The organism is Vreelandella sp. EE27 (genome assembly GCF_968206495.1).
The window spans coordinates 1,838,815-1,851,715 of record NZ_OZ309109.1 but is presented as its reverse complement, the minus strand read 5'-3'; the positions used below and the strand labels follow the sequence as shown (position 1 = coordinate 1,851,715).

At 62.0% G+C, this 12,901-nt stretch carries 10 protein-coding genes; 7 read left to right on the top strand and 3 right to left on the bottom strand.

Translation table 11 applies throughout. The features are described from left to right. Positions 1-3 precede the first annotated feature (3 nt). From ACWHVV_RS08905 to ACWHVV_RS08885, 5 genes are all read left to right on the top strand, one after another. Positions 4-567 carry a transglycosylase SLT domain-containing protein gene (locus ACWHVV_RS08905; protein ID WP_447929010.1) on the top strand — a complete coding sequence of 188 codons (564 nt, stop codon included), beginning with the start codon at positions 4-6 and terminating at the stop codon, positions 565-567. Positions 568-770: 203 nt separating this feature from the next. Next, a complete protein-coding gene (locus ACWHVV_RS08900; protein ID WP_447929009.1) occupies positions 771-1,442 on the top strand; it encodes a Cupredoxin in 672 nt (223 codons plus the stop codon). Positions 1,443-1,499: 57 nt separating this feature from the next. Beyond that, positions 1,500-3,833, top strand: a complete 2,334-nt coding sequence (locus ACWHVV_RS08895; protein ID WP_447929008.1) for a putative bifunctional diguanylate cyclase/phosphodiesterase — start codon at positions 1,500-1,502, stop codon at positions 3,831-3,833. 30 nt (positions 3,834-3,863) lie between these two features. Continuing rightward, positions 3,864-4,775, top strand: a complete 912-nt coding sequence (locus ACWHVV_RS08890; protein ID WP_447929007.1) for a DUF3034 family protein — start codon at positions 3,864-3,866, stop codon at positions 4,773-4,775. Positions 4,776-4,785: 10 nt separating this feature from the next. After that, positions 4,786-5,247 carry a group I truncated hemoglobin gene (locus ACWHVV_RS08885; RefSeq protein WP_447929006.1) on the top strand — a complete coding sequence of 154 codons (462 nt, stop codon included), beginning with the start codon at positions 4,786-4,788 and terminating at the stop codon, positions 5,245-5,247. A 266-nt stretch (positions 5,248-5,513) separates the two neighbouring features. Here the strand turns inward: ACWHVV_RS08885 and ACWHVV_RS08880 are convergent, their stop codons facing one another. Next, entirely contained in the window at positions 5,514-6,032 is a 519-nt protein-coding gene (locus ACWHVV_RS08880) for an FKBP-type peptidyl-prolyl cis-trans isomerase (RefSeq protein WP_447929005.1), read from the bottom strand. Between the two features lie 105 nt (positions 6,033-6,137). Between ACWHVV_RS08880 and ACWHVV_RS08875 the strand changes: the two genes are divergently transcribed. Continuing rightward, positions 6,138-7,493: an AmpG family muropeptide MFS transporter gene (locus tag ACWHVV_RS08875; RefSeq protein ID WP_447929004.1), complete on the top strand. Its 1,356-nt coding sequence runs from the start codon at positions 6,138-6,140 to the stop codon at positions 7,491-7,493. Here the strand turns inward: ACWHVV_RS08875 and ACWHVV_RS08870 are convergent. Beyond that, positions 7,490-9,310, bottom strand: coding sequence for an SEC-C metal-binding domain-containing protein (locus tag ACWHVV_RS08870; protein WP_447929131.1), 1,821 nt, complete (start codon positions 9,308-9,310; stop codon positions 7,490-7,492). The genes ACWHVV_RS08875 and ACWHVV_RS08870 overlap by 4 nt on opposite strands. 170 nt (positions 9,311-9,480) lie before the next feature. After that, positions 9,481-10,743, bottom strand: a complete 1,263-nt coding sequence (locus tag ACWHVV_RS08865) for an ABC1 kinase family protein (RefSeq protein WP_447929003.1) — start codon at positions 10,741-10,743, stop codon at positions 9,481-9,483. Between the two features lie 351 nt (positions 10,744-11,094). Between ACWHVV_RS08865 and ACWHVV_RS08860 the strand changes: the two genes are divergently transcribed. After that, positions 11,095-12,900, top strand: coding sequence for an ABC transporter permease (locus ACWHVV_RS08860; RefSeq protein WP_447929002.1), 1,806 nt, complete (start codon positions 11,095-11,097; stop codon positions 12,898-12,900). Position 12,901: the final 1 nt, after the last annotated feature.

The window sequence follows — 12,901 nt, the reverse complement described above, 5'->3', positions numbered from 1 at the left end:
GCTGTGAGCGCGGCGGCGCGGCTTTGGCGCCTGGTAGGGGCGAGCGCGCTATGCCTTGCCCTATCGCCGCTTGTCGCCGTGGCCGAGGCGCCGCTTCGCTCGACGTTCGAGGCCGCGGGCAGCGCCGAGCAGCACGCGTTGAGTGCCGAGATGCGCCAGTGGCGAGCGCGCATGCACCCGCCGCTTGCCAGGTTCATTGCCGACCCCGCCGAGCGCGACGCTCTGTTGACCCGCCTCTACCAGGAGGCGCATCTGGCCGGACTCCCCCCGAGCCTGGTGCTTGCGCTGATCGAGGTGGAGAGCGCCTTCAAACAGGAAGCGGTCTCCACCGCCGGCGCCGTGGGCCTGATGCAAATCATGCCCTTTTGGGTAGCCGAGCTTGGCCTGCCCATGGACGACCTGACCCATCCTCACCGCAACCTTCGCTACGGCTGTACGATTCTGGCCCACTACCTGGCCGTAGAAGGGGGCGACTTTACCCGGGCATTGGCCCGCTATAACGGAAGCCAGGGCAAAACCTGGTACCCGGAGCGGGTAATGCGCGCCTGGCAATCCGCCTGGCGCTAGCGTTCATAGCGGCTTCACGCCCTTTTTAAACCTCCCCGTTATACGTACCTGTTAGACATACCTGCCAGCCCCTCCCTCAAGGTCCGCTTCTTTCTAGTACTCTTTTTAGTTAAGTTGGCTTATCGTTAAACGGATAACATGACTTTTCACGTCAAGCGACACACTATTAAGTTCATTATTTCTCAATTTAAACCGGGGGCCTCGTGGCATTATCCACCCGTCGTATCCTTGCAGGTTCGGCACGCGCCGCTGTGCTGACGCTTTTAGCGATGGCCTCCTATAGCTACGGGGCGGTCATTACGGTTAGTGATACCCGTGGCCAGCCGCTCGAGGATGCGGTGGTCGAGGTTTACGCCCCCTATCAGGCGGATACGCCCACCGAAGAAGGCCGTATCTATCAACGCAATGCGGCGTTTCATCCTCGGGTGCTGGCCGTGCCCGTGGGCAGCTTCGTTTCGTTTCCGAACCAGGATACGACGCGCCACCACGTTTATTCGTTTTCACCGGCCAAGACCTTCGAACTCAACCTCTACTTGCAGGAAACGCCGCCGCCCATCGAGTTCGACCAGTCGGGTATCGTCGTGCTGGGCTGCAATATTCACGACAATATGCAGGCGTTCATCGTGGTAAGCGAGGCGCCCTACGTGCAAAAAACCGGCGCTGACGGTGTGTTGGATCTTCCCGAATTACCCCCGGGGGAACACCGCGTTCGGGTCTGGCACCCGCAGCTGGACGACCGCCAACAAGTCTGGTGGGAAGGCGAGATCACTCAGCACGCACCGCTGGACGTTCGCCTCGAGCTCAACGCGCTCGCCCCCGTGGCACCTTCTCTTTCGCCGCTTCAAGAACGCTTTAGACAGGCCACCGGGAGCTGATGTCATGATGATTCGTTATCGGCTGGCGTCGACAGGCGCTATCTGCTCGAGGATGCCATGCGCTTTCGCACACGCCTGATGCTGGTCCTGCTCGCCGTCGTGCTCGTGTCGCAGATTGCCACCGGCGCGGCGTTTCTTCGCGCCACGCAAAACGACATCATTGCCAAGGGCCATCAGCGCCTCGAGGTGGGCGCCAACGTCTTTAATCAGCTGCTCGCGTCTCGTGGCGAGCAGCTCAGCCAGAATATTGCCATTCTCGCCGGCGACTTCGGTTTCAAAAGCGCGGTGTCCACCCAGGATAATCAAACGCTTTACTCGGTGCTGGTCAACCACGGCACCCGCGCCAACGCCGATACGGTGCTTCTTAGCGACCTCGAGGGGCGTATTCTGGCGAGTAGTCATCACGCGCAAGGCAGCGAAATGCCCTTTCCACAGCTTTTCGAGCGCGCCAATTTGAACGGCTCGGCGGTCAGTGTGGTGGTCATCGACGGCCAACCCTACGAGTTCGCCCTGCTGCCGGTTCGCGCGCCCAATCAAATCGGCTGGGTGGGTATGGGCTTTCTGATCGACGAAACGGTCACCAACGAGGTCAAGGCGTTGACCGGCCTCGATATCAACGTCGTTACCTATCAAGACGACCGGATCAGCGAACTGGCCAGCTCGCTCCCGGGGCCCGTCGCGATGGAGCTTGCAAGCAGCAGCCGCGAACAGCTGATGGACGGCGAGTACGCCAACACCAGCCAAATGACCCCGGACGACGAGTATCTCTCCTACGCCAGCACCCTCTACGCCAACGACACCTATCAAACCCACGTGCTTTTGCAGCTATCACGCAACGAGCTGCTGGGTGCTTACCGCTCCCTTTGGTGGCAGCTGCTGGGTATCGTGGCGCTGATACTTTTGTTCACGGCGCTGGTGGCCATGTGGAGCGCCCGCAGCATGAGCCAACCTCTCATGGCGCTCGCCCAGGCTGCGAAGCGCATTGGCCAGGGCGAGCGCGTCACCGACCTGGGCCAGGGCAATCAGCGTAGCGAGACCCGTCAGCTCGCCGTGACCCTGCTCACCATGCAAGACGAGATTGCAAAGCGCGAAGCCGTGCTCCACTACCAGTCGCGCCACGACCTGCTGACCGACCTTCCCAACCGGGTTAGCGCAGAAGAAGATATCCGCGCGGCCATCGACGCCGGCAACGCCTTCACTCTCATGCGTTTGGCGATTGCCAACTTTCGCGATATCAAGGACACCTTCGGCTACGCGGTGGGCGACAACGTGCTGGTCACCCTGGCCCAGCGTCTGCAAAACCAGAAGGCTTTCGAAAGCACCGCCTACCGGCTGGACGGCGATGAGCTATTGTTGATTCACCGCCAGGCCAGCAGCAGCGCCAGCGGACGAGCTCCCCTTTTCGAGACGCTTTGTCACCCGATCACCCTCGATAAATCGCCTATCGTGCCTTCGCTTTGTGCGGGTGAAGTCAACTACCCCGAACATGGCGACACTCCCCAGCTTTTGTTGCGCCGGGCGGATGTCGCGCTCGATACCGCCAAGCGCACGCACTGCACGCATCAGCGCTATCAAACGGGCCAGGACGAGCAGCACCAGCGCCAGCTCACCCTGATTCGCGATCTTCAAAGGGCCGTCGACAACGGTGAGCTCTGGATGGCTTACCAGCCCAAGGCGACTACGCAAACGGGCCTGGTCAATCAATGCGAAGCGCTCATGCGCTGGCAACACCCCCAGCTTGGCTTCGTTCCCCCGGACGAATTCATCGGGCTCGCGGAGCGCTCCGGCCATATCGGCATGCTGTCTCAGTGGATGCTCTCCCACGTCTGTGCGCAACTGCACGACTGGAAACAGCGCGGTTACCACTTGTCCGTGGCGGTCAATCTCTCCACGAGCGACGTCATGGATCCGCTGCTTTGCGAGCGGATCGCGGCGCTTTTGGAGCGCTACCAGCTCACCCCTTGGCAGTTGAGCGTCGAGGTGACCGAAAGTGCGGTCATGCAGGATGTGGACATCGCCTCCAGAACGCTGCTCGAACTTGCAGGCCTGGGGCTCTCGATCGCAATCGACGACTATGGGACCGGCTACTCTTCGCTTGCCCAAATCAAACGCCTGCCGGTGAACGAACTAAAAATCGATAAATCCTTCGTGCTCGCCCTGGATACCCAGGCCGATGATTTCACTATCGTCCGCTCGACCATCGAAATGGGACATAGCCTGGGGCTGAGGCTGGTCGCCGAGGGTGTCGAAAACCTGGCCAGTGCCGAGCTTTTGAGCAAGCTTGGCTGCGACTATTTGCAGGGCTACTGGATCGCCAAACCGATGCCCAGCGAGGCGCTGACGGGGTGGCTGGATAATTTCGAGACGCTCTCGCTCCCCTTGCCCGATTGATCGGTCTAATACACTGAAGGAATCTTCCGGATGGACTACTTACCCGTATCGGCCATCACACCTGCCTTGGCCTGCGTAAAGGCTTCGATGAAGCGGTTGTTGGAGACGCCCTGGTGGCTTGCAAGCCTTGCGGCGGTGAGCCTGGCGCTTCCGGCAACCGACGCCTGGGCTGGTAGCCGTATTATCGGCACCGGGGGCGTTAGCGCCATAGAAGGCGCCGCCGGGGGCGGGTTATCGCCCTGGGCGGTACTTTCCAGTACGGCGAGCGCCGAGGAAATCGGGGTGACGACCGCGGCGTCCCGGGCATGGCTCGACGATTACCGCCTGACGGTCATGGGCGCCAGCGCGAACATTTACGATCGCGTCGAGGTCTCTTACGCGCGCCAAACCCTCGACCTACAAACCCTGGGCGGCCAGCTGGAGCAGGATATTTATGGCCTCAAGCTGCGCTTATGGGGCGATGTGCTCTATCACCCTTGGGGGATCTGGAGCGCGGGCATTCAGCACAAGCGCCTCGTGGATGGCAGCACCCCCACGGCGTTAGGCGCCCACCGTACACAAGGCAACGATGGGTATTTGAGTGCCAGCAAGCTGTTGTTCGGGGCGGTGGCCGGGCGTAACGTTTTGCTCAATGCAACGCTTCGCAACACCGATGCCAACCAGGGCGGGCTGCTGGGTTTTGGGGGCGATGACGGGGGTCGCCAGTGGGTAGCGGAAGGAAGCGTAGGGCTTTTCATCACCCCGCAATGGGTTCTGGGCACCGAGTATCGCCAAAAACCGGATAACCTGAGCGTGGCCCAGGAAGATGACTGGCAAAGCATTTACAGCGCCTACTTCTTCAACAAGCACGTGTCGGTGACCGGCGCCTGGCTGGATCTTGGCAGCATCGCCGGCCTGCCCTCCCAGCGCGGCGGCTATCTTTCACTTCAGGCAGCTTTTTAAAGGGGGCTCGATGACACGCTCGAAAAACCAACGCCGTGCTCACTCTGGCTTCTTGGCCGTGGTAGCGCTTACCGGTGTATTGACACTTGCAAGCTGCGCGGCGAGCTCACCGCCTGAAACGCTTTATGATCGAATGGGCGGTGAAGCCACGATCGACGCGGTGGTCGAGAATTTTCTTTATCGCATCGCCGATGACCCGGCACTCGTCGGCTTTTTTGCCAATACCAATATCGACTACCTGGCCGACGCACTTTCTAGCCAGTTTTGCGAGGTCAGTGGCGGCCCTTGCCGTTACGAGGGCCCGCCCATGGAGCGAGCCCACCAAAACATGGGCATCACCGACGCCCATTTCAATCGACTCGTCGAGCATCTCGACGCCGCCCTGCAGGCACAACGGGTACCGCTTGGCATGCGCAACGACCTGCTCGGCCGGTTGGCGCCGATGCATGGCGATATCATGCGCTATCAATAGCTCGCCGCGACGAACGCCCCATTGGGCCAAGCTCGATACGCCCCGTTGCGCGTAGACCGCGGATCGATAGGCAAAAAAAAGCCGGCCTCCCCGGCCGGCTAAGTGAAGGCTCGACGCCTTCCCCCTGACAAAGCAAATGCACACATGCAGCGACACCATAAAGACGCTGCGTGCCCAACGCTTTCAACTACTTTAACGGCCATCGGCTTTGAAAACCGTGATCTCGGTCACGTTTTGAGCCGTTAAGGCTTTCTAAAGTGCATCGATCAAAGCACCTTGCGATCTTCGACTTTTTTGTGCTCGGTTCCCGGGGGCAGCGGATGGCCCTTGGCAAGCTCGGCCCGGGTCGCCTCGCGCAGGCTGAGTACCTTCACCTGGTAGGCAAGCGTGCGCCCGGCTAGCGGATGATTCATGTCCACACGGACCTTATCGCCTGCGACCTCGAGCACCGTCACGATTTGCGGGCCCGCTTCACCTTCGGTTTGAAAGCGGCTGCCCGGGGTGAGCTCGGCGCCGCTAAAAGCGGTTTGACTCACGGTTTTGATCAACGCCTCGTCGCGCAGGCCATAAGCCTCGACGGGCGCAAGGGTGACGCTGAACGCATCCCCCGGGGCCTTGCCTTCGAGAGCGCGCTCGAGGCCTGGTAAAATGTTCTCGTGGCCATGAAGGTACTCCAAAGGCTTTTGACGCGCCTGGGAATCATCGAGCACTTCGGGCTGGCCGTGACTGGGGACGTCGCTCAATACGTAATGCAGACTGACGACCTGGTGTGACGTAATCGACACGGAAAACTCCTCTCCGGTAAGCTATCGGCTCTTTCAGGCGGCCAGTTTATCCTGCCGCGTTTTCCCAAGGCCACCGTTAACGGCTTTTTCTGGAGTCCTATCACCATGGTATCCCCTACTCCCAGGCGCAGCTGGAAAAGCGCCCTGGCCGTTTACTTCTGCGCGCCGGTGATCACCATGCTGTTTCTGGGGTTTTCCGCGGGGCTGCCCTTTTTGCTGGTGTTTTCTACCCTTTCGGCCTGGCTTAGAAGCGATGGGGTCGAAGTGGCGGCCATCGGCTTTTTCTCCTGGATCGGCATTCTCTATTCGATCAAGTTTTTCTGGGCGCCGGTGGTCGACCGGCTGGCGCTTCCGGTGCTGACGCGGGGTTTTGGCCAGCGCCGAGGATGGATGCTCATCGCCCAGGTGACGATCGCCGCCGGGCTTGTCGGCATGGCGGGCATCGACCCGGTGGGCAACCTGGGGTTCGTGGCGGCGTTTGCGCTGCTGGTCGCCTTTGGTTCGGCGACCCAGGATATCGCCGTGGACGCCTACCGGATCGAGTCGGCCAGCGACGATCTACAGGCGGCCATGTCGTCGACCTACATCATCGGTTACCGCTGCGGGCTGATTGCCGCCGGGGCCGGGGCGCTCTACGTCGCCTCGCACTACTCCTGGGAGGTAGCGTACCTGGCGATGGCGGCGCTGATGGGCGTGGGCGTGCTGGCCGTGCTGGTTCGCCCGGAACCCAAGCGCGCCTCATTGACCATTCAGCTGGTACACGAGCCCAGCGTGCGCGCCTACCTTCGCCAAAGCCGCGGCCAGCCCAAGTGGCGGCGCCGCCTTGTGGCCTGGGCGATCGGCGCGGTGGTCTGCCCGTTCATCGATTTCTTTCGCCGCTTCGGCGTCAAGGCGCTGGGGCTTTTGGCCTTCATCGCGGTGTTTCGTATCAGCGATTTGGCCATGGGCTCGATGGCGAACCCGCTGTATATCGATTTGGGCTTTTCGCTCGAGACGATCGCCGCGGTGACCAATATATTCGGGATCGCCATGAGCATTACCGGCGGGGTTCTGGGCGGGCTTTTAGTGGCGCGCTACGGGGTGAAGCCGCTGTTGATCGGTGGCGCCGCCTTCGTGATGGTGACCAACCTGCTGTTCACCGCGCTCGCGCTGATCGGCGATGAGCTGCCGATGCTGGTCGTCACCATCATCGGCGACAACCTGGCCAACGGCCTGGCCAGCGCCATCTTTATCGCCTTTTTATCGAGTTTGACCTCGAAGGCCTACACCGCCACTCAGTACGCGCTGTTCTCGTCGCTGATGACGCTGCCGGGCAAGTTTTTGAGCGGCTTTGGCGGGCTGGTGGTCGGCGCCCAGGGGTACGCCACCTTTTTCCTGGTGGCGACCCTTTTAGGGCTACCGGCGGTGCTGCTGGCAATTTGGGTCAACAAGGACAAGACGCTGTTCGAGACGCCGCGCTAGCGGTGCTTTAAAAGCCAGTCCAGCGCACCCGGCGTGGTGCGCCACTGATCGCGCATTAGCGTGCGGTACTGCCAGGCCTCCGCCCGCGAGCCCGGGTCGACCTGGCCATCCGCGTGGGGCAGCGAGGGTTTGGGGCTCTCGGCGCAGAGAAGCTCCAGGGCATGGCGGTTGTGGGCCACGGCCTGATTCAGCGCGCCTTCGGCGGCCTGGTGCTCGGCCAGCCGATAAAGTGCCAGGGTTCTGCCCATCAAAAGCCCCAGCACCTGGGAGCCGTCGTCTTTCTCGCACTCCTCGGTAAGCGTCAGCGCTTCGCGGTTGCGGTCATCGCGCAAGAGCTGGTCCAGCACCAGCTCCTTGAGCCCGAGGCTATCCTCCTGGTCGATGGCCAGCAGTTCTTCGGCAAGCTCCCGGGAGTGTTGGCGGGCTCCCCGCTCCATGCCCACCACCAGCGCCAGGCCGGTGCGTAGCAGCATGACGTTTTGCGCGTCGTCCCAGCAGAGGCTACCGCTACCCGCAGCGCGGGCCTGCTCCAGCCAACGCGAAAGGCGCACCGCCAGTGGCTCCAGTAGGCTCGGCGCCATCCAGGGGAGGCTGCCGAAGCGGCTGGTCAGCGCCAGCGTGACATCCTGCATCACCTGGGGCGAATCCAGCCACTCCGGGTTGGCGCAAAGCGCCGACATCCACTCCACCGCGTTGCCCCAGGGGTCGTCGCGAAAGCCAAGCGCTACGTCGTCATCGACCCACACCTGGAACTGCTCGTGCCAGGCGGCAAAGAGGGTCTCTTCGCGGGCGGTGGTGGTGTAATAAAGGCGCGTATCGTCTTGTGATGCCTTGAGATCGAGCTTCGGCGCGGTCGGCAGTGCCGCTAACAGCGACTGTAGCGAGATCAGCGGCGTCGCCAGGTCCTCTTCGGCGCTCAAAAGCTGGTCGGCAAGGGTGGCGCCGGGGTTATCGGCCAGCGCCGAGAGAAACTCGAGCTGCTCTTCGTCGAGCCCGCCCTGGCGCACCAGCCGGCGATACCAGAAGTTGGCCCGCTCGCGCGCCTCCTCTTCGTGCCCCTCGTGAAGCAGCAGCATCGCCTCGATATACGCAAGCGTCGGCGAGTCGGGCAGCGCCTGCATCGCCTTGATGAACGCGCCGCGGGCGCTGTCCAGGTCGTCGTTATCCAGGTGCATCAAGCAAAGCCGCTCGAGCGCGACGCCGCGTAGAAACATCGGCCCGCGCTCCATCACGTCGTCGAGCAGGTCGGCGCGCTTGCGGGTGAAGCCGCGCTCCTGGTAGATATCGAGCAGAATCTCGAAGGCGGGCTCGGCCTGGTCGGGCAGGCGCGACCAGTCGCTGCCATCGAAAAGCGACTCGAGAATCTGCATGGCGCGCCCGCTCTGGCCGCTTTCGGCCGCGATCAGCCCGGCTTCGAGAAGCGCCTGGGCCGGGGCGTGGTGGCTATCGAGGGCGGCCTTGAGCGTGGCACCCTTCCACTCCTTGAGCGAAAGCATCCACATTACCTGGCCGGGGATCTCGGTGGGAAAACTCACCCGTTGACAGCACTGCTTGTACTTGCGCCCGGAATCGCACCAGCAAGGCTCGTTGCGCCCGGGTGTGGCCAGCGGCTCGCTTGCGAATTCGAGACGTTCGAGCGGTGCTTGCGACCAAAGAATCGGCGCCAGCGCCTGGGCGGTCGCTATATCGCCGTTGAAGTACTCAGCACCCTGCGCCCGAACCCAGGTCATGAAATCCGGATAGTGCTCTTGCTGCCTGATTGCCGAGAGTGCCCCTGAGGCGAATCCCAGCAGTTGATCGACCCATACCGCCAGCATTTGCCAACTCCACTGTTTAGAAAGCGCCATAGTCTAGCATGAGCACGGGGCTTCTCGCAGGAGGATTGGCGGGGCGTTGAACGACTGTTACTGTGCGTCGAGCGCCGGCTCGACCGCCCCGCGTCAAACGCACACCTCAAGAGTCATTTCGCCATGTCGTCACGGTAGCGTTAAGGCGTCGGCGGCGGCACGTGGCCGGCCCAGTTTAAAAGCGGACGGGTACGCTCGTGCATGTCCAGGCGCGCTTTCAGGCGCACCAGATTCCAGTAGTGGCCGTTGAGCGCGCGGGAAAGCAGCAGCGTGTCCGCCGGGGGCTGAAGGCGGTCCATCGCGCCCCACACCTTGGGCGAAAGCTCGCGCAGGCGCTGGTGTACGCGCACGTCGCCAAAGTCCTGCTCGCCGGGCTCAAAAAGCGGGGTAATGCTTTCCGCCGCTTCGCGATAAAGCGTGAGCGGCGCGCCCTGGCCCTGGCGGCCGCCCATCTTCACCATGGCCTCGTCCATCGCCATTGGGTCCTGGTCCAACGTGGCCTTCAAAAGCGCCATCATCGCCGCAAGGCGCTCCCTGGGCACGGGGATCACCGCGCCGAAATCGTAGATCACCAACCGCCCGTTCGCGTCGGCGGCGAAGTTGCCCGCGTGGGGGTCGGCGTGAAGCTCCCCATGGGTGAAAAGCTCTTCGGTGATCCAGTCCGCCAATACCTGCGCCACCTTCTGGCGGGTGGCGTCGTCAGCGCTTTCCAGCTCGCGCAGCGGCGTACCGTCGACGAAGCGCATGGCCAGCACGTGGGTGCCGCAAAGCGCCATGACGGGCTCCGGGATCACCAGCCTTGGCTCGTCTATGTAGCGCTCGCGGTAGCGGGCCAGCGCCTGCGCCTCGGCGGTATAGTCGAGTTCGTCGCGTAGCCCCGCGGCGAGCTCCTCGAACATCGCATCCAGCCGCGCCTGGGGCACCTTGAACCAGCGGCCCAGCCGCATGATGCGCCGCAATTGCACCAGGTCACTCTCCAGCACCTCGGCAAGGCCGGGGTACTGTACCTTCAAGACCACCGTCTCGCCGTCGAGTGTCACCGCTTTATGTACCTGGCCCATGGAGGCACTGGCGAAGGGCCGCTCTTCGATCTCGCTAAAGTGGCCGTCCAAATCGCCGTACTGGAGCACCAGCGCCTCGCGGATGCGCGGCCAGGGCATCGGCTCGGCCTGGCGCTGCAGCCTGGCGAGTTCCTCGGCCAAATCCGGCGGCAGCAGGTCGTCCCACTGGGACATCATCTGCGCCATCTTCATCGCCGGGCCCTTGAGCTCGGAAAGCCCTTCGAACAGCGCCTCCCCGAGCGAGCGCCAGTCCGCCTGGCCGCCCAGCCGGGTTTTAAGCATCGCCCCGCCGGTACGGGCGCCCAGGCCCATCAACCGCCGCGTTCTTCCGCGATCGCGCATAGCTTCCTATCCTTTTTTGAAGGGGTGACACCGGAGATACCGCATCCGCGATACTTCTTCAAGCGTAGCTCATCGCGCACTTCGCCAGCGCCCGGCCGCTTTTTTAAAGGCACTGACCAAAACGCCTTCCATGCATCGAAGCCGGTCGTACTTAGGTGCAAATTTTTCTTTAATCAACTCAACCCAAACACCAATACACATATTAAACGTCTGTTTTTAATTGATTTATTTTACAAGAAATAAATTTGCACGTATGTGCAAATGTAAACGTACTGTCACGTTCGCCTCCTAGAATGCGTTTTATATCGGGCCGATGCCGTCGGCTGTCAATTGCGTTTACGAGGACTACTCATGGCCGGGTCGATTCACACGCCGCTCCCCCGTTATCGAGCGTTGCAGCTGAGCTTGAAAAATCCGGCGACGCTGCTGGGTTTGGCCTTATTGGCTACGTTCAGCTATCTGATCCTGGCGCCGGTGCTGTCGATTTTGCTGGACGCCATCAACGTCAACTTTGGCGACGCCAAGCGCATCGGCACCGAGCAGGGCAGCTTTACGCTCTACTATCTCCAACGCGTGTTCACCTCCCCGGTTTCCCACCGCTTGTTTTGGCAGCCGCTGCTCAACACCCTGGGCGTTGCCATCGGCGCCATGAGCATCGCCATGGTCGTGGGGGGCGTCATGGCCTGGCTTTTGAGCCGTACCGACCTTTGGGGGCGGCGCTGGTTTGCCACCGCGCTGATCGTGCCCTTCATGCTGCCCACCTGGACCTTCGCCCTTGCCTGGACGACGCTTTTTAAAAACCGTTCGATGGGCGGCCAGCCCGGCTGGGTAGAGTCCATGGGTTATGATTCGCCGGATTGGCTGGCCTACGGCGCGGTGCCCATGATTTTGATACTCGCCCTGCACTATATTCCGCTGGTCATACTGCTTTTTGGAAACGCCCTGCGCCGCTTCGATTCCCAGCTCGAGGACTCGGCGCGGATCATGGGCGCTGGCCGCACCACCGTGGCGTTTCGCATCATTTTACCGCTCATGCGCCCGGCGCTGATGTCCGCCATGGTGCTGATTCTGGCCGATGCGCTGGGGGAATTCGCCGTACCTTATATTCTGGGCTTGCCGGTGCAGTTCGATACGCTCTCGACGTCGCTTTTTCGGTCCATTTCCTCGCGCCAAACCGGCGTGGCCTCCGTACTGGCCGGGGCCATCATGGTGCTGGGCTGTATCACGCTGACCATCGATCTATACCTGATGCGCGAAGCGCGCCGCTTCGTCACTTTGGGGGGCAAAGGCGCCATGCAGCGCCGCCGCCCGCTGGGCGTTTGGCGCCTACCGGCCACCCTGCTTGCCGCCTTCCTGTTTATCATCGGTGTCGTCTTGCCGCTTCTCACGCTCTTTCTTTCCACGGTCATGCATATCCCGGGGCGCTTCAACGCCGCCAACTTCACGCTGGATTACTGGATCGGCACCGACCTCGATACGATCGCGCTGCAAAACGGCATCCTGCTCACGCCCGAGTTTTGGTCGGCCACCGGCAATAGCCTGCGTATCGTGGGTAGCGCCTCTATCTGCGCGGGTTTGCTGGGCCTGCTGGTGGGCTATGTCGTGACGCGCACGCCCTGGCGCTGGCTTGCCAGCGGTTTACGCCAGCTCACCTTCATGCCTTACCTGGTGCCGGGTATCGCGTTCGCCGCCGCCACGCTTTCGCTCTTTGCGGTACAGCGCGGCCCCGTGCCGGCGCTTTACGGCACCTCGCTGATTCTCATGCTCGCTTTGATTGCCGATCAAATGCCGTTTGCCTCGCGGGCGGGGATTTCCGCCATGACCCAGCTTGGCAAGGAGCCGGAAGAGGCGGCGCAGATCGCCGGCGCCACCTGGTGGCGGCGCATGGTCAGCATCATCGTTCCCATCCAAAAAGGGGCGCTGGTCGTGGGCATCGTGTTGCCCTTCATCTCCGGCATCAAGGGGGTGAGCCTGTTCATTATCCTGGCGGTACCGGCCACCGAGGTGCTGACCACCTACTCACTTCGGCTGGTGGATTACAACTACACCCAGGCCGCCAACGCCGTTGTCCTGATGATCGCCCTGCTCGCCTGGGGCGGCACGATCCTGACGCAAAAATTAACCAAAACGGGCCTGGCCCAGGGCCTGGAGCATTAAT